We start from the raw sequence: 16,659 nt of genomic DNA, 5'->3' as shown, positions 1-16,659 counted from the left end.
TATCAATCAGCATTGCCCGCTTGGGTACGAAATCCGCAGAGAAAGGCCCTCACAAACAGTGGAATCCGCAACTGCGCCGGGCGTTGACGACATATCCAAGGCAATCATTGAGCAGCTCCAGGCCGACGGGCGCCGATCCTATGCCGCCATCGGCAAGGCGGTGGGGCTCTCGGAAGCGGCAGTGCGGCAGCGGGTACAAAAGCTCACCGACGCCGGGGTGGTGCAGATCGTGGCAGTCACCGACCCGCTGCAGCTCGGCTTCGCGCGGCAGGCGATGCTCGGCATCAAGACCAGCGGCGACCCGGTAGCGGCAGCAGACAAGATAGCCGGCATCGACCAGGTGGACTACTGCGTGGTCACGGCCGGTTCCTTCGACATTTTCGCGGAAGTGGTCTGCGAAAACGACCAGGACCTCATGGCGCTGGTCAACCGGATCCGGAGCCTTCCCGGAGTCAGCGGCACCGAAACCTTCATGTATCTCTCCCTGCGGAAGCAGGCCTACAACTGGGGCACAAGATGACCGATACAACCGTCCAGCAATCCCTTACCCCGCGCGGCACCGACCGCCAGCAGGCGGCCCGGGACCACCTGTGGATGCATATGGCCCGCCACTCCGGGCAGGCCGCCGGCGGCAAGATTCCCATCATTACCCGGGGACAAGGGCACCTGCTCTACGACGACCGTGGCCACGAGCTCATTGACGGACTGGCCGGGCTGTTCGCCGTGCAGGTGGGACACGGCCGCGAAGAGCTGGCCGAGGCGGCGGCCCGCCAGTCGCGGGAGCTGGCCTTCATGCCACTGTGGTCCTACGCGCATCCCCCGGCCATCGACCTGGCGGAGCGCCTGGCCGCCGGGGCCCCCGGAGACCTGAACCGCGTCTTCTTCACCACCGGCGGCGGCGAAGCGGTGGAATCGGCCTGGAAGCTGGCCAAGCAGTACTTCAAGCTGACCGGCAAGCCCGGCAAGACCAAGGTTATTTCCCGCGCCGTGGCCTATCACGGCACCCCGCAGGGGGCCCTGTCCATCACCGGGATTCCGGACATGAAAGCTCCCTTCGAGCCGCTGGTGCCTGGCGCCTTCCGGGTGCCGAACACCAACCAGTACCGGGCGCCTGCCGGCCTGGAGGATCCCGAGGCGTTTGGCCGCTGGGCCGCGGACCGGATCGGCGAGGCCATCGAATTCGAGGGCGCCGACACCGTGGCCGCCGTCTTCCTGGAACCGGTGCAGAATTCCGGCGGCTGCTTTCCGCCGCCGCCGGGCTATTTTGCCCGGGTGCGGGAGATCTGCGACCAGTACGACGTCCTGCTGGTCGCGGACGAAACCATCTGCGCGTTCGGCCGGATCGGGTCCATGTTCGCCTCCACCGATTTCGGTTTCCAACCGGACATCATCACCTGCGCCAAGGGCATGACCAGCGGCTATGCCCCGATCGGGGCCATGATCGCCACCGACCGGCTCTTCGAACCGTTCGCCAAGGGCGACACCACCTTCTATCACGGCTACACCTTCGGAGGGCACCCGGTGTCCGCCGCCGTCGCCATGGCCAACCTGGACATCTTCGAAGCAGAGGACCTGTTCAACCGGGTCAAGACCAACGCCCCGGCGTTCCGCGCCACCCTGGAAAAGCTGCTGGACCTGCCGATCGTTGGCGACGTCCGCGGCGAGGGCTACTTCTACGGGATCGAGCTGGTCAAGGACAAGGGGACCAAGGAGACGTTCACCGCCGAGGAATCCGAGCGGCTGCTGCGCGGCTATGTGTCCACCGCCCTGTACGACGCCGGCCTGTATTGCCGGGCCGATGACCGCGGCGATCCGGTCATCCAGCTGGCTCCCCCGCTGACCATGGGCCAGCCGGAGTTCGATGCGATCGAGTCGATCCTGCGCGGTGTCCTCAGCGAGGGGCTGAACCATCTCTGACTCCGATGCCCTCCCGCTTTCACTCCCCCAACCGCTCCCACCACCGGATTCCCCGGTCAACGGCCGGGTGTCCTTCTGGTACGCCGCCACCGGAATCCCCTCGACGCGTCCGGCCCTCACCGGGGACACCACCGCCGACGTCGTCATTGTCGGGGCGGGCTACACCGGCCTCTGGACCGCGTACTACCTGAAGAAGGCGCAGCCCGCCCTCGATATCGTGGTGCTCGAAGCCCGGTTTGCCGGGTACGGCGCCTCCGGCCGCAACGGCGGCTGGCTCACCAACAGCATCACCGGCGGACGCGGCCAGTACGTCCGGACGCATGGCCGCGCCGTCACCGGCCGGTTCCAGGAACTGCTCAACGGAACCGTGGACGAGGTCATCGCCGTGGCCGCAGCCGAACGGATCGACGCCGACATCATCAAGGGCGGCGAGTTGAACGTGGCACGCAACCCGGCGCAGCTGGCCCGGCTGCACGCCTGGGCCGCCGAAGAGGAACAGTGGCCCGAAGGCGGGGCGCAGCTCCTGGACGCCGGCGCCAGCGCCGGGCGGGTAACCGTGACCGGGGCACTGGGCGGGCTGTACCAGCCGCACTGCGCGCGCCTGCAGCCAGCCAAGCTGGTGCGCGGGCTGGCCCGGGCCGTTCAGTCGCTGGGGGTGCGGCTGTACGAAGACACCCCCGTCACCGAGATCCGCACCGGCACCGCGGTGAGCCCGCGCGGCACCGTCCGCTGCCGCCACGTGCTGCGCGCCACGGAAGGATTCACCGCGAACCTGCGCGGCTCGCACCGGGACTGGCTCCCGATGAACTCCTCCATGATCGTTTCCGAACCCCTCACGGCGGCGGCCTGGGAGGAGATCGGCTGGAACGGGTTCGACGCCGTGGCAGACATGGCCCACGCCTACATGTATGCCCAGCGCACGGCGGACGGCCGGATTGCCCTGGGCGGGCGCGGCGTCCCCTACCTGTTCGGCTCCCGCACAGATACCGACGGCGCCACCGCTCCCGCAACCGTAGACCGGCTGGCGGCTTTGCTCTACGAGATGTTCCCGGCCGCCCGGGGGACGCGGATTGAACATGCCTGGTCCGGGGTGTTGGGTGTCCCCCGCGACTGGAAGGCGACGGTGGGGCTGGATCCGGCCACCGGCGTTGGCTGGGCCGGAGGCTATGTGGGCACCGGAGTGGCTGCGTCCAATCTGGCCGGGCGCACCCTGGCGGACCTGGTGCTGGGCACCGACAGTGAACTGATCCGCATGCCGTGGGTGAACCGGCAGGTCCGCCGCTGGGAGCCCGAGCCGCTGCGCTGGCTGGGCGTGAGCGCCATGTACAAGGCCTACTACGCCGCGGACCGGAGGGAGAACCGGTCCCGGACCGCTGCGACATCTCCCCTGGCGCGGGCCGCTGACCTGGTGGCCGGACGATGAGCGGAACCGTATATGACCGGGCGGAACGCCAATATCCGCCCCGGGAGGTGGCACCGTCCCTGGCCGGTGCCGCGGCGACCCCCTTTTGGCTCGACGATCCCCGCCGGCCCGTTGAGCTGCCCGCCCTGCACGGCGGCGCCGAGGCGGATCTGGTGGTGGTCGGCGGCGGCTACACCGGGCTGTGGACCGCGCTGATGGCCAAGGAGCGGGATCCGGACCGGACGGTCATGTTGTTGGAAGGCCGCCGAATTGGCTGGGCGGCGTCCGGGCGCAACGGCGGTTTCTGCGAGGCCAGCCTGACCCACGGGGATGCCAATGGGGAAAAGCACCTGCCCGGCGAGGCAGCCCAGCTGCAGAAGCTGGGCCGGGAGAACCTGGCCGAAATGGCGCAGGCCATCTCGAGGTACGGCATCGACTGCGGCTTCGAGCTCACCGGCAGCCTCACCGTGGCTACCGAGGACTATCAGGTGGCGGAGCTTGCCGAAGCGGCTGCCGGTGATCCGGGGCTGGTTTTCCTGGACCGGGAGGCGGTCCGCCGGGAGGTGGATTCCCCGCTCTATCTCGCCGGGCTCTGGGACAAGGAAAGCACCGCGCTGCTCAATCCGGCCAGGCTCGCCTGGGGGCTGCAGCGCGCCTGCCTGACCGCCGGCGTCGTCATCCATGAAGGCACGCCCGTCCGTTCCCTGCGCCCGGACCGCGGCGGGGTCCGGCTGTCCACCGACGGCGGCACGGTCACCGCGCGGCGCGTGGCCCTGGCCACCAATGCCTTTCCGTCGCTGCTGCGCCGGACCCGGCTGCACACCGTGCCGGTCTACGACTACGCGCTGATGACCGAACCGCTCTCAGCGGGGCAGTTGGCCGCGGTCGGCTGGAACAACCGGCAGGGCCTGAGCGATATGAACAACCGGTTCCACTACTACCGGCTGGTGGACGATGCCCCGGGCCGGACCCGGATCCTTTTCGGCGGGTACGACGCCGTCTACTACTTCGGCCGCAGCCTGCGGCCCGAATACGACCAGCGCCGGGAGACCTTCGAGCGCCTGGCCGCGCATTTCCGGGCCACCTTCCCGCAGTTGGACACCGTCGCCTTCAGCCACACCTGGGGCGGTGCGGTGGATACCTGCAGCAGGTTTTTCTCCTTTTTCGAAACGGCCCACAATAAGAGCGTGGCCTATGCCGCAGGCTTCACCGGGCTAGGGGTCGGCGCCACCCGGTTCGCCGCGAACGTCCTGCTCGACCTGCTCTCCGGCGAGGAGACCGAACGGACCAGCCTTGAACTGGTGCGTAAAAAACCGCTGCCGTTCCCGCCGGAACCGGCAGCCTGGCTGGGCATCAAAGCCACCACGGCGGCGATGGTCCGCGCCGACCGCACGCAGGGGCGGCGGGGACCGCTGCTGCAGGCTTTGGACACGATAGGAATGGGGTTTGATTCATGAACGGAACACCGGTGCACGTCTTCTCAGAGGGCCACCAGTTCATTGGCGGCAGGTACCGGCACGGCCGCGGGGAGGAGGCCACACGGATCAACCCCGCCACCGGCGCCGCCGCCGAGAGCCTGCGCTACGCTAATGAGGACGACGTCGACGCGGCCGTCGCCGCAGCCAAACAGGCCTTCCCCGAGTGGTCCCGCACCACTCCGGCGGAGCGCTCCGATGCCCTGCACGCGCTGGCCGCGGAACTGCGCAGCCGCGCCGGGCTGCTCGCCGCCATCGAATCCGAGCAGACCGGCAAGGCGATCCGGCTGGCCACGGAATTCGACGTCCCCGGCACGATCGACAACACCGTGTTCTTCGCCGGCGCTGCCCGCGCCCTGGACGGGCTGGCAGCCGGTGAGTACACGGCCAACGCCACCTCCATGATCCGCCGGGAGGCCGTGGGCGTGGTGGGCTCGATAGCCCCCTGGAACTATCCGCTGCAGATGGCGGGCTGGAAAATCCTGCCGGCCGTGGCAGCCGGCAACACCATTGTGCTCAAGCCCTCCGAACTCACGCCGGGAACCTCGCTGCTGTTCGCCGAGGCCGCCGCGGCGGCAGGCCTGCCGGACGGCGTCATCAATATCGTGACCGGTTCCGGCCGCACCGCCGGCGAGGCCCTGGTGACACATCCGGATGTGGCGATGACATCCTTCACCGGATCCACCGCCGTCGGCCGGCACATCATGGCGCTGGCCGCCCGCACCGGAAAACGGGTGCATCTGGAACTGGGCGGAAAGGCGCCGCTGGTGGTGTTCGACGACGCCGATGTGGAGGCGGCCGCGCACGGCGCCGTTGCCGCGTCCATCATCAACGGCGGGCAGGACTGCACCGCGGCCACCCGCGCCTACATCCAGCGCCCGCTGTTCGACGCCTTCACCGCCCGGGTCGCCGAGCTCATGGACGCCGTGGTGATCGGCGATCCGTCCCTGGAGGACACCGATCTGGGCGCATTGATCAGCCACGCCCACCGCGACAAGGTGGCCGGCTTTGTGGACCGCGCCCGCGCCGCCGGAGCGAAAATCCTGGCCGGCGGCAGCGCCCCCGGAGGTTCCCTGGCGGCCGGCGCCTACTACCGGCCCACCCTGGTGACGGGCGCGGCGCAGGATTCGGAAATCGTGCAGCAGGAGGTCTTCGGCCCGGTGCTCGCTGCCCTGCCCTTCGATACCGATGACGAGGGCCTGGACCTGGCCAACGACACCCCGTACGGGCTGGCCGCCTCTGCTTGGACCCGTGACCTGAACAGGTCGCTGCGGGCGGCGGCGGAACTCTCCGCCGGCTGCGTCTGGATCAACGAGCACATTCCGATCATCTCCGAAATGCCCCACGGCGGATACAAGGGCTCCGGGTTCGGCAAGGACATGTCCGCTTACTCGCTGGCCGACTACACCAACATCAAGCACGTGATGATGAGCCGTGACACCGCCGCGCACCGGGACTGGCAGGACACGGTCTTCCGCTCCCGCTGACCGGCACAGCGCCCGGGCCACCCGTTCACCCCGGGGCGGTCCGATTTCCCGCCCGGTGTGACCCTTGGCATACTTGGACGGGCTTTCGGGCCGGACCGCGATACGTAACCAGAGTGAACGGCTAACAAAACAATGACTGACCAGACGTACAAGCTGATCGCCATGGCGATTTACATGCTCGCCATGTTGGCGATTGGCTGGTGGGCCTACCGCCGCACCACGAACCTCGACGACTACATGCTGGCCGGGCGGGACCTGAAGCCGGGCGTGGCAGCCCTCAGCGCCGGCGCCTCCGATATGTCCGGTTGGCTGCTGATGGGCCTGCCCGGCGCCATCTACGTGTCAGGACTTGTTGAGGGCTGGATCGCCGTGGGCCTCACCGCCGGCGCCTGGCTGAACTGGAAGTTCGTGGCCCCGCGGCTGCGCTCCTACACCCTGGTCTCCAACAACTCGATCACCGTTCCCAGCTTCCTGGAAAACCGACTCAAGGACACCTCCCGCGTGCTGCGCGTGGTCTCGGGCCTGATCATCCTGGTCTTCTTCACGTTCTATGTTTCCTCGGGCATGGTTGCCGGCGGCGTCTTCTTTGAGAGCTCCTTCGGGTCCTCCTACCTGCTGGGCATGCTGATCGTGGCCGGCGTAACCATTGCCTACACCCTCTTCGGCGGCTTCCTCGCCGCCAGCTACACCGACGTCGTCCAGGGCCTGATGATGCTGGCCGCACTGGTGCTCGTTCCGGTGGTCGGCCTGACCCAGGTCGGCGGCTTCGCCGGCATGACCGACTCGCTGCGGGAGATCAATCCCGACATGCTGGATCCGATTGCCGGCGGCACCGTCGTCGGCATCATTTCAGCCCTGGCCTGGGGCCTCGGCTACTTCGGCCAGCCGCACATCATTGTGCGTTTCATGGCCCTGCGCTCCCCGCAGGATGCCAAAGCCGGCCGCCGGATCGGCGTGGGCTGGATGCTGCTGACCGTGATCGGCGCCCTCATGACGGCGCTGATCGGCGCCGCCTACTTCCAGCAGAACAACCTCACGCTCTCCGATCCTGAGGCCGTGTTCCTGGAGCTGTCGCAGATCTTCTTCCACCCGCTGGTCGCCGGGTTTGTGCTGGCAGCAGTGCTGGCCGCGATTATGAGCACCATCTCGTCGCAGCTGATCGTGACCTCCTCGGCACTGGTGGAGGACCTGTACAAGATCGCGTTCAAGCGCACCGCTTCCCCGAAGTCCATGGTGATGCTCGGCCGAATGGGCGTGCTGGTGGTGTCGGTGATTTCGATCCTGATTGCCTTGGACCGCAACGCCTCGATCCTGGACCTGGTGGGCTTTGCGTGGGCCGGGTTCGGTGCTGCCTTCGGCCCCACCATCCTGCTGGCCCTCTACTGGCGCCGCCTCACCACCGCCGGCGCGCTGGCCGGTATGATCGCCGGCGCGCTCGTTGCCTTCCTGTGGGGCACCTTCGAGATGCCGGGCATCCTGGGCGATGTCTACGAGATCATCCCGGGCTTCCTGATCAACCTGCTGCTGACCGTGGTGGTCAGCCGGCTGACCTACAAGCGCTCCGCTGAGATCGACGCCGAATTCGACGACGCCGTGCGAATTTCCAAGGACGGCGCCGCACCGGAAGTTGCCGTCCCCGCCTAGCGCCGCGGCGGCCCGCCGAGACCCCCACCGCGTTACACTCCGAGCTTGGCCAGGGTGTTCTGCAGGGTCTCGGCGGAGTCCTGCAGCTTCTTGGTCTCGCCCTCGTCCAGCGGCATCTGCAGCATCTCGTACACGCCGTTGATGCCCACGATGGAGGGCAGCGACAGCGCCACTCCGTTTATGCCGTATTGGCCGTGCATGATGGCCGATACCGGCAGCACGGCGTTCTGCGCCTCGAGCACGGCTTCCACGATCCGGACCCCGGCGAGGCCAATGGCGTAGTTGGTGGCACCCTTGCCCTCGATCACCTGGTAGGCCGCATTCACGACGTCATCAGTCAGGGCGTCGAGGTAGTCCTGGGTGAAGACCTGCCGGCCGCTGATCTTCCAGTCCCGGATCGGCACCGGCCCAATGCTGGCATTGGACCAGACCGGGAACTCCGAGTCCCCGTGCTCGCCGATGATGGTGGCGTGGACGCTGGTCATCAGGACATGCGCTTCCCGTGCCAGCAGGAGCCGCAGCCGGGAGGTGTCCAACACCGTGCCGGAACAGAAGATGCGGTTCCATGGCAGGCCCGACGCCTTCTGGGCCGCCACCGTCAGCACGTCGCAGGGGTTGGTGACCACGATGTAGACGGCGTCCGGGGCCTGCTCCATGAGCTGCGCCATGAGCTTCTGGATAATATCCACGTTGACCCCGGCCAGCTCCAGCCTGGTCTGTCCCGGCTTCTGGCGGGCGCCGGCGGTAATCACTATGACATCGGATCCGGCCAGCGCCTCGATGCGGCCGCCACCGGTGACCGTACTGGCCCCGGTGAACTGCGTGCCGTGCGCCAGGTCCAGGCCCTCTGCCTCCGCCCTGACGGCATCGATGTCGTAGATGGCGATCTCCCGTGCGGCATCCCTGATAATGGCCGCGTAGGCCAGGGAGGTGCCCACGCTTCCGGCGCCGACAATTCCCAACTTGGTGACGGGTCTGGTGGTTATATTGGCCATGCCGGTGCCTCGCTCCGGTTTGATGGGTCCCCCTTTGCTAGCAATGGTAGGCGCGGGTTTGGACGTTGGGAACGACTGTCGCGCCTCATCCGGAATGTCCGGGAGAAAACTTGTCACCAGGGGGTAGACAAGCGTGCCTGCCGCGCGCAGACTCGATGCATGGACAGTCAACCCAGGGGTGACAACGGTGCAGCGCCTCCCGTCCCAGACGCGTGGGACAGGGCACTGTCCCACCGGCCGCCGAGTGAACGGGGACCTGCTGCCGAGCGTTTTGAGGCAGCCGGGCTCACTGCGGAGCAGGTGAAGGCCGTTCTGGCGGACGGCGGTGACCGGCTCTATGCAGCGGCACAGGCCGCAGCCCCCGGCTGGGCCGATCCCTTTGGCGGCACCCTGGCCGCAGCCCTGCTCGCTGCCGAGGTCGGCGCCCTGGCGGCTCAGTTGGGACGCCGGGCGTCCGGCATCCGGTCCATGGCTGCCGCTGACCTGCTGGAAGAATTCAGCGCCGTCACGGTGGCAGAAGAGCTGGGCGTGTCCCGGCAGAAAATATACGAGATTGCCCGGGGCGGCCTACGCGGCCCGCACCTGGACACGGTCCCTTGGAGGTAGCCGTGAAATCGATCAAAGAACAAGTGGCCCTACCCGACTCCACAACGCATTTCCTGGTTCATCCCCTGGACCTGGAAGCGGCGCGGCGACCTTTCATCAATTCCTGGGTATTCGCGATTATCGGATCGCCGCAGGTTTTTGCCGCCGTCGCTGCCCTTGTCTGGGTGCTGAGCAACAACTTCGTGGCACCCTTCCTCGCCGCCGGTTCCACCCTGCTCTTTGCCAATCTCGCGTCGGCCTGGTTCCGCCGCGAGGCCTGGGGCTACATCCCCGGTAAACGCCGGGATACTGAACGCCGGTTGCGGGGTATGAACCTGCTCGCCGCCGTCATAGAGGCACTGGCACTGGCCGCCGCGGTGGTGCTGCTGATCCTGTGGTTCGCTGACCGGGCGGTGTCGCCCGAGGTGGTCGCCTTTGCCACCGGCACCGTAACGGCGGTGGCGTTGTTGATGGCCGCGGAGGTGGTGGTCACGGCAGTGCGGACCCGCACCGGGGCCGAGGTGCTGGTGCCACTGGTAAACCTGCTGGCTGTTGCCGCGGTGTCTTGGTGGGGCTTCCTGGTCCTGGCCGGCCGGACCGGACCGCTGGATGTCTCCACTGCCGTGGCCGGCGCCATTGTGCTGCTGGTGGTCTGGGGGACCTGGCTGGCTTGGACCCTGTGGCAGCGCCGACGGGTAGGCCGGGTCCCGGCCGGACCTGCTGCGGCCGGCGAAGCCTAACCCGGCAGCAGCTACGCGGTGAGGCTCGACGGCCTCACCGCGTAGCCCTGCGTTCCCCGGGGACTGGCTGCCGCCTGCAGCCCTCCCGTGGCGTGCAGGGCGCTTCGGATACAGTTGCCGGGATCACAACCAGAGGAAGTCCGCCCACGTGAAGCGATTGAATGCAGTCCCCACCGACCGGGTCCACCTGTGGCTGATGCTGGCGCTGACCTTTTCCACCGGGGTTATAGACGCCGTCGGCTATCTCGGGCTGGACCGGGTGTTCACCGGCAACATGACCGGGAACGTCGTTCTCCTGGGCATGGCCTTTGCCGGCGGCGCGGAACTGCCGATCCTGCGGCCGGCCCTGGCACTGGTTTTCTTCATGCTCGGCGCCGCCCTGGCCGGGCGGATGCTGCGCAAGGCTCCGGAGGGTTGGTCCTGGCGCACCTCCATTGCGCTGATTGTCGTCGCTGCCGCACTGACTGTGCTGGCAGTCTTCGTGGCCGTGGCAGATGTGCAGGACAACGGAACCCTGGGCAGCATCACCACCTCGTACATGGCCACGGTGATGGGCGTCCAGGCCGCGACGGCCAAGCGCCTGAAGGTCGCTGAGATCACCACGGTGGTTGTCACCTCCACCATTACCGGACTCGCCTCCGACTCGAAGCTGGCCGGCGGGGACAGCCGCTTCTGGCAGCGGCGCGCCCTTGCCGTGGCGCTGATCCTGCTGGGTGCCGTCGCCGGCGCGGCGGCCTTGAACGTAGGGCTGTGGCTGGGGCTGGCGTTGTCCGCGGCAATCTCCGTGGCGGTGGCTGCCGCCGGTTACGTCCGGCATCACCGCGAGCGCACCGGCGCCGGCACGGACGCCGGCACGGACGCCGGCACGGACCAGGGGAATCCGGAAAAGCCCTGACCGGAAGCCGTAAACCGGCCGGACCCGGGACCGCGCCGGGGGCCGCGCACGCCGGGTTGCTGCACCTGCCCGAACCGTGCCTTAAGGTAGGTCCATGTCCTCACAGCTCGTTGCCGACTGGACCCCGATCCACACCGACCGGCTGATCCTGCGGCGGCCCGAGGGCGCCGATGAAACGGCTGCCCTGGACCTGCACACCGACCCCCGGACCAACGTGCACCATCCGGCACCGGCCATGGTCACCCGGGCCTCCTCGGCGCGGATCTTCCACGAGATCGGCCTGCACTGGTACCGGCACGGTTTCGGTGTCTGGGCGGTTGCCACGCAGGAGAATCCCCACACACTGATTGGCTTTACCGGGCTCTCGCACCGGCTTGTGCAGTCCCGCCCGGCACTGAACCTGTACTACCGGTACGTCCCGGAAGCGTGGGGGCGCGGCTACGCCACCGAGGGTGCCCGCGAAGCGGTCCGGCTGGCAGAGAAACTGCTGCCCGGGCTGCCGGTGGTCGCCTACACCACCATCGACAACGTCGGCTCGCAGTTAACCGCCCGGGCCGCAGGGCTGGAGCGGCGTGAGGATCTCGACGTGGACCGTGGCGCCTACCGCGATATCTATCTGGCCCGCGGCTGGTACACGAGCCCCGAATAGCGCCGGATCAGCCATTCCCCGCTGCCGGCCGTCGCCTGCCGGACCTTCGCCGTCAAGCCCGCGCGGTGCTTGGCAGGTATTTCCCCCGTAGTCGGATTCCCCAAGGCTGAGCTGTCTTAACCTTGGGGAGGGCCAGCCGGCAGCGGCTGCAGCCACGGCGGGCGAACCCCGCCGCCATAGCCGTTGGCGCCGTCCGGCGCAGTCCGGAGGTTTCCATGGAAAGCTTCACATCCGCCACCGACGCGGTGGCCGGCAGCGTCACGCTGTCCGCCCTTCTGGGGCTGGTCCCGCTGCTGGTGTTCTTCCTGCTGCTGGCCTTCGCCAAGACCAAGGCCTATGTGGCCGGCGGCCTCGCCCTGCTGTCCGCCCTGGTGATCGCGGTATTCGGCTTCGGGATGCCCGCCGGACTGGCCCTGCTTTCCGCCACGCAGGGGGCTGCCTTCGGTTTGTTCCCGGTGGTCTGGATCATCATCATGGCCGTGTGGCTTTACCAGGTCACGGTGCTCAGCGGCCGGTTCGAGGACCTGCGCCGTGTGTTCGACGCGGTGGGCGGCGGCGACCTGCGGGTCCAGGCCATCCTGGTGGCCTTCTGCTTCGGCGGGCTGCTTGAGGCGCTGGCCGGGTTCGGCGCCCCGGTGGCCATCACCGTGACCATGCTCCTGGCCCTGGGGATCGCACCGGTGCGGGCTGCGAGCGCGGTACTGGTCGCCAACACCGCACCCGTGGCCTTCGGCGCCCTCGCCATTCCCATTACGACGGCGGCGAACCTCACCGACTACACAGGCGAGGAAATCGCCGCAGTGGTGGGCCGGCAGACCCCGCTGCTGGCCGTCTTCATTCCCCTGGTCCTGTTGTTCATCCTCGACGGAACCCGCGGGTTGCGCGACTGCTGGCCGGTAGCCGTGGCCACCGGCGTCGTCTTCTCCGTGGCCCAGTTCCTGTGCTCGAACTACTTCTCCTACGAACTGACCGACATCATTGCCTCGCTCCTGGCGATGGCTGCCGCCGTCGGCTTCCTGCGCCTCTGGCATCCACGCAACGGGCAGGAGGCCGGCGCCCGGATGAGCCGCGAACTGGCCGAGGCCCGCGCGTCGGGCTGGAGCCCCTCGGGGGCCGGGTCAGCGGATGTGGGCACGGCTGCCGGTGACACCGCCGCGGACCGGCTGACCCCCGGCCGGGCCTGGATGGCGCTCTTTCCCTATGTGCTGGTGATCGCTGTCTTCGGCATCGTGAATCTGTGGACCTGGGGCATCAACATCCCGGAAACCCTGGCAAAAACCATCATCGAAATCCCCTGGCCGATCCTGCATGACGCCCTGCTCGACGCCAACGGAGAGCGCCTGTCCTCCACCGTTTACGACTTTGAATGGCTGATCAGTCCGGGCACGCTGTTGTTGATCAGCGGCCTGATCGTGGCGCTGGTCTATTCGCGGTTCGACGACGGCGGCCGGTATCCGCTGAGCCCCGGCAACGCGGTACGCGAGATCGGCCGCACCGCAGTGCGCCTGCGTTCGGCGGCACTGACCATCCTGGCGGTGCTGGCCCTGGCCTATGTCATGAACTTCTCCGGGCAGACCGTGTCGATCGGCACCTGGCTTGCCGGAACCGGCGCGTTCTTCGCGTTCCTCTCCCCCGTGCTGGGCTGGATCGGCACGGCGGTGACCGGGTCCGACACGTCAGCGAATGCGCTCTTCGCCAAGCTGCAGGAGACCGCCGGGGCGCAGGCCGGGATCGATCCCAAGCTGATGGTCGCCGCCAATACCGGAGGCGGCGTCATGGGTAAGTTGATCAGCCCACAGAACCTGGCCATCGGCGCTGCCGCGGTGAACATGAGCGGCCAGGAATCCGTGCTGCTGCGCAAAGTGGTGGGCTGGAGCGTGGGGCTGCTGCTGGCCCTGTGCGTGATTGTCTTCCTGCAGTCCACCCCGGTGCTCGGCTGGATGCTGCCGTAACTTTCGGCCGGCCGTCCTAGGGTGGGGATATGCACCGTTTCCCTGTTTCCACGCCGCGCCTGGCCGCAGCGGGCCTGGCCGCCGCCGCCGTGGCCGCCGTCCGCCTCAGCCCGTGGCCTTCGGCCCTGCTCATCCGCGCCGTGTTCGCCCGCGGCGCCCGGCAGGTGGCCGGCCTCATGCGTCCGCACGCACCGGCTACCGGCATCACCGAACACCGCGGCCTGCGGTATGCCCCCGCCTCGCGCGGCGGAGGACGGCTGGATCTGTTTGTTCCCCGGGATGCCCCGGGCCCGGCACCCCTGGTGGTGTGGATCCACGGCGGGGCCTGGCTCTCCGGCAGCCGGAACGACGTCGAACCCTATCTGCGCATCCTGGCGTCCCACGGTTACGCCGCAGCCGGAGTGGATTACACGATTGCCCCGCGGGGCACCTATCCACAGGCTGTCCGGGAGCTGACTGAAGCGCTGGCCTTCCTGCAGGACCGTGCCGGGGAACTCGGGCTGGACCCGCAGCGGATCGTGCTGGCCGGGGACCCCGCCGGCGCGCAGCTGGCCGCCCAGCTGGCCGTGCTGGCCACCAATCCGGACTATGGCCGCGTCACCGGGCTGCCGCCGGCCCTGGCGGCAGCAGATCTGCGTGGGGTCATCCTTCACTGCGGGGTCTACGACCTTGCCGCCCTGGCCGGGCTGCGCGGGGTCCTTGGCTGGGGTTTCAAGACGGCGCTTTGGGCCTACACCGGCAACCGGGACTGGTCCTCCACTCCGGCCGGTGCGCAAATGTCCGTCCTGGACCACGTCACTGCCCGTTTCCCGCCCGCCTTGATCGCCGGCGGTAACGGCGACAGCCTGACCGGCTCCCAATCGGTGCCGTTGGCCGCCCGGCTCGCCGCCCTCGGGACGGCTGTCCGGACCCGGTTTTGGCCCGCCGGCCATTCCCCTGCCCTGCCGCACGAGTATCAGTTCCATCTGAACCGGCCGGAAGCACGGCAGACACTGGCTGAAACACTCGCGTTTCTGGCGGAGGTGTGCGCCGTTGATATACCGGCGAAAAGCATACGCAACAAAAGAGATGCCGGGAAAACGCAAACCCTAAAAGCATGAAACATGAGTCACCTAGGTTGAGGAACCAACCGAGGGCATCCAGCCCAATGTGGTGGCCGAAATCGAGCAGACGATCATGGGTCTGGCCTCCCGCTCAGGCATGCACGTGCTGCTGGTGGAGCAGCACATCGGCTTTGCGCTGCAGGCGGCGGACACCTACTTCGTGCTCGTGGCCGGCCGTGTCAGCTCGACTGGGGGCGGAGGAGCAGGTGCGGAGGAGCAGGTGCGGAGCGCCATGCTGATCTAGCCGGCCCCTGGAAACCGCGCGGCTTTCCGGCACCCACCGGATACTGCGCCCCGCGCAGGCAGCCGCTAGTCTCGGACCAAAGCCGATTCCACTACCAGGGGACCCATGCGCCGGATATTAGCCACCATGCTGCTGCTCGTCATAACGCTGGCCGGCGGAGCCACCGCGGCTGCCGCCGTTACGCCTGAGGAGGTGGTTGTCGAGGATACCGCCGGCATCCTGGATGCCAACACGCTGCTGCCGGCGCTGGAGGACATCGAGTTCCGCGAGCCCACCACCGTTGCCGTGTACACCTACAACGGTCCGGCCAACAGCGACAACGACACCATCCTGAATGAGGAAGTACTGCGTTTCGCGCGGGCGGAACACCCCGAGTGGCTCAGTGAAGACGGCCAGAAATGGGCCGACGGCCTTTTCATCTTTGCGCTCGATCCGGTGGGCCGCTGGACCGGTACCTACTATGGCGAGGACCGGAAGATCCCCCTGAACCAGCAGGAGGACATTCGAGAGCAAACCAATGACCTCTTCCGGGAAGCGCAGTGGACGGACGGTACCGTAGCGGCCGTCGAAGAGGCCGCCAAACTGATCAACCGGCCCTGGTACCTCTCCCCCGGCGCCATCTTCGGCGCGGTAGTTGCCGCGGTGGCCGCGGCCGGCTCAACCATCACGTATGTGCTGGTGCGCCGGAACCGGCAGCGCAAGAACCGCAAGCTCCTCACCACAGGCGACGCCAGCTACTCCAGCGTCACCCGGGACCTGGACGCCACCGAGGTCAACGCCAATACCATTCCCTCCGATTCCTCCTACGGCTCCCGGGTGCTGGAGGAATACCGGACGTTCATGACCCGCTACAACAAGGCGACCGCCCTGGACAATGCCGCCCATGCCCTCTCCTCGGCGGACCTGAAAAGACGCAGCAGCACGGCAACCGTGGAGGAATACGCCGAGGCGGCCACGGAGCTGGACGGGTTGGACGACGTCATTGCCGATACCAACGCGCTGCTGAACAAGGCCCCGGGCTGGGAACGGGCATGGGACCGTCAAACCGCGCCGCTCCGTGAAGACCTGGACAGCCTCGATGGCCTGCTGCATGGCAAGGACGCGGCAGCCAAGGATTCCGCAACCGCCCACGCCCTGCGGGCCTTCCGGCAGCAGGCCCGCGAAGACCTGGATGCTGCATCCGCCGCGCTGGCGGACGGCCGGATCACCCCGGACCAAGCGCTGGACGTCATCAAGGCAGGCCGCGCTGAACTCTCGGATCTGCTGAAGAACCACGCGGGAACGGTGATTGCGGCCCAGGCGAAGACGGACAGTGAGCGCAAGCTCATGCAGAAGGAGCTGGACAAGGCCGCCGGTCCGGGCAGGCGCCGCAACGACTACCGTCCAGGCATCGTGGACACGGCGTTCCCCGCCTACTTCTATTACTCGGTCGGTAGTTTCTCCTCCGGGATCCAGCACGCCACCAGCAGTGTGGAGGCCGCCCGAAGCTCGGCCTCCTCCTCGACCGGGTACGGCAGCTCCGGCGGCAGCTTTTCCGGTTCCGGCAGCTCCGGGCAGTTCTAGGTTTGCAG

At 67.9% G+C, this 16,659-nt stretch carries 15 protein-coding genes; 14 read left to right on the top strand and 1 reads right to left on the bottom strand.

All coding sequences use genetic code 11. The features are described from left to right. The first annotated feature begins 58 nt into the window (after nt 1-58). The 6 genes from KKR91_RS04085 (at nt 59) to putP (ending at nt 7,925) form a co-directional block, all read left to right on the top strand. Nucleotides 59-520, top strand: a complete 462-nt coding sequence (locus tag KKR91_RS04085; protein WP_210233911.1) for an Lrp/AsnC family transcriptional regulator — start codon at nt 59-61, stop codon at nt 518-520. After that, nucleotides 517-1,917 carry an aspartate aminotransferase family protein gene (locus KKR91_RS04080; RefSeq protein WP_210230096.1) on the top strand — a complete coding sequence of 467 codons (1,401 nt, stop codon included), beginning with the start codon at nt 517-519 and terminating at the stop codon, nt 1,915-1,917. The genes KKR91_RS04085 and KKR91_RS04080 overlap by 4 nt, the downstream gene beginning before the upstream one ends. Before the next feature lie 67 nt (nt 1,918-1,984). Continuing rightward, nucleotides 1,985-3,340, top strand: a complete 1,356-nt coding sequence (locus KKR91_RS04075) for an NAD(P)/FAD-dependent oxidoreductase (RefSeq protein ID WP_237687482.1) — start codon at nt 1,985-1,987, stop codon at nt 3,338-3,340. After that, nucleotides 3,337-4,776 carry an NAD(P)/FAD-dependent oxidoreductase gene (locus KKR91_RS04070; RefSeq protein WP_210230094.1) on the top strand — a complete coding sequence of 480 codons (1,440 nt, stop codon included), beginning with the start codon at nt 3,337-3,339 and terminating at the stop codon, nt 4,774-4,776. Before KKR91_RS04075 ends, KKR91_RS04070 begins: the two co-directional genes overlap by 4 nt. After that, nucleotides 4,773-6,281, top strand: a complete 1,509-nt coding sequence (locus tag KKR91_RS04065; RefSeq protein ID WP_210230092.1) for a gamma-aminobutyraldehyde dehydrogenase — start codon at nt 4,773-4,775, stop codon at nt 6,279-6,281. Before KKR91_RS04070 ends, KKR91_RS04065 begins: the two co-directional genes overlap by 4 nt. A gap of 132 nt (nt 6,282-6,413) precedes the next feature. Next, nucleotides 6,414-7,925, top strand: coding sequence for a sodium/proline symporter PutP (gene putP / locus KKR91_RS04060; RefSeq protein WP_210230090.1), 1,512 nt, complete (start codon nt 6,414-6,416; stop codon nt 7,923-7,925). 32 nt (nt 7,926-7,957) lie between these two features. Here putP and KKR91_RS04055 read toward each other — a convergent pair whose 3' ends face one another. Beyond that, nucleotides 7,958-8,920: an L-lactate dehydrogenase gene (locus KKR91_RS04055; RefSeq protein ID WP_210230088.1), complete on the bottom strand. Its 963-nt coding sequence runs from the start codon at nt 8,918-8,920 to the stop codon at nt 7,958-7,960. A gap of 159 nt (nt 8,921-9,079) precedes the next feature. On the opposite strand from KKR91_RS04055, the gene KKR91_RS04050 reads away from it, so the two are divergent. From KKR91_RS04050 to KKR91_RS04015, 8 genes are all read left to right on the top strand, one after another. Further along, nucleotides 9,080-9,526 carry a hypothetical protein gene (locus KKR91_RS04050; protein ID WP_210230086.1) on the top strand — a complete coding sequence of 149 codons (447 nt, stop codon included), beginning with the start codon at nt 9,080-9,082 and terminating at the stop codon, nt 9,524-9,526. 2 nt (nt 9,527-9,528) lie between these two features. Next, nucleotides 9,529-10,245 (top strand): hypothetical protein, encoded by a 717-nt coding sequence (locus KKR91_RS04045; protein WP_210230084.1) that lies wholly within the window; start codon nt 9,529-9,531, stop codon nt 10,243-10,245. A 148-nt stretch (nt 10,246-10,393) separates the two neighbouring features. Beyond that, nucleotides 10,394-11,140, top strand: a complete 747-nt coding sequence (locus KKR91_RS04040) for a YoaK family protein (RefSeq protein ID WP_237687481.1) — start codon at nt 10,394-10,396, stop codon at nt 11,138-11,140. A gap of 94 nt (nt 11,141-11,234) precedes the next feature. Further along, a complete protein-coding gene (locus tag KKR91_RS04035; RefSeq protein ID WP_210230083.1) occupies nt 11,235-11,789 on the top strand; it encodes a GNAT family N-acetyltransferase in 555 nt (184 codons plus the stop codon). 215 nt (nt 11,790-12,004) lie between these two features. Then, entirely contained in the window at nt 12,005-13,741 is a 1,737-nt protein-coding gene (locus KKR91_RS04030; RefSeq protein WP_210230082.1) for an L-lactate permease, read from the top strand. A 29-nt stretch (nt 13,742-13,770) separates the two neighbouring features. Next, entirely contained in the window at nt 13,771-14,841 is a 1,071-nt protein-coding gene (locus KKR91_RS04025) for an alpha/beta hydrolase (RefSeq protein WP_210230081.1), read from the top strand. Between the two features lie 49 nt (nt 14,842-14,890). Then, nucleotides 14,891-15,088, top strand: a complete 198-nt coding sequence (locus KKR91_RS04020; protein ID WP_210230080.1) for a hypothetical protein — start codon at nt 14,891-14,893, stop codon at nt 15,086-15,088. Between the two features lie 105 nt (nt 15,089-15,193). Then, complete coding sequence (locus KKR91_RS04015; RefSeq protein WP_210230079.1) at nt 15,194-16,651, top strand: DUF5129 domain-containing protein; 1,458 nt, start codon at nt 15,194-15,196, stop codon at nt 16,649-16,651. The last annotated feature ends 8 nt before the right edge of the window (nt 16,652-16,659 follow it).

Origin of the sequence: Arthrobacter jiangjiafuii (assembly GCF_018622995.1) — a bacterium.
Lineage (GTDB): Bacteria > Actinomycetota > Actinomycetes > Actinomycetales > Micrococcaceae > Arthrobacter_B > Arthrobacter_B jiangjiafuii.
The sequence above is the reverse complement of the archived record's forward strand: the minus strand, read 5'-3'. Positions and strand labels throughout refer to the sequence as shown.

What these genes read in the sequence shown, in the direction of transcription:
- KKR91_RS04070 (WP_210230094.1), top strand. Translation starts at nt 3,337, where the DNA reads ATGAGCGGAACCGTATATGACCGGGCGGAACGCCAATATCCGCCCCGG.
- KKR91_RS04065 (WP_210230092.1), top strand. Translation starts at nt 4,773, where the DNA reads ATGAACGGAACACCGGTGCACGTCTTCTCAGAGGGCCACCAGTTCATT.
- KKR91_RS04035 (WP_210230083.1), top strand. Translation starts at nt 11,235, where the DNA reads ATGTCCTCACAGCTCGTTGCCGACTGGACCCCGATCCACACCGACCGG.
- KKR91_RS04055 (WP_210230088.1), bottom strand. Translation starts at nt 8,920, where the DNA reads ATGGCCAATATAACCACCAGACCCGTCACCAAGTTGGGAATTGTCGGC.
- putP (WP_210230090.1), top strand. Translation starts at nt 6,414, where the DNA reads ATGACTGACCAGACGTACAAGCTGATCGCCATGGCGATTTACATGCTC.
- KKR91_RS04080 (WP_210230096.1), top strand. Translation starts at nt 517, where the DNA reads ATGACCGATACAACCGTCCAGCAATCCCTTACCCCGCGCGGCACCGAC.
- KKR91_RS04050 (WP_210230086.1), top strand. Translation starts at nt 9,080, where the DNA reads ATGGACAGTCAACCCAGGGGTGACAACGGTGCAGCGCCTCCCGTCCCA.
- KKR91_RS04030 (WP_210230082.1), top strand. Translation starts at nt 12,005, where the DNA reads ATGGAAAGCTTCACATCCGCCACCGACGCGGTGGCCGGCAGCGTCACG.
- KKR91_RS04025 (WP_210230081.1), top strand. Translation starts at nt 13,771, where the DNA reads ATGCACCGTTTCCCTGTTTCCACGCCGCGCCTGGCCGCAGCGGGCCTG.
- KKR91_RS04015 (WP_210230079.1), top strand. Translation starts at nt 15,194, where the DNA reads ATGCGCCGGATATTAGCCACCATGCTGCTGCTCGTCATAACGCTGGCC.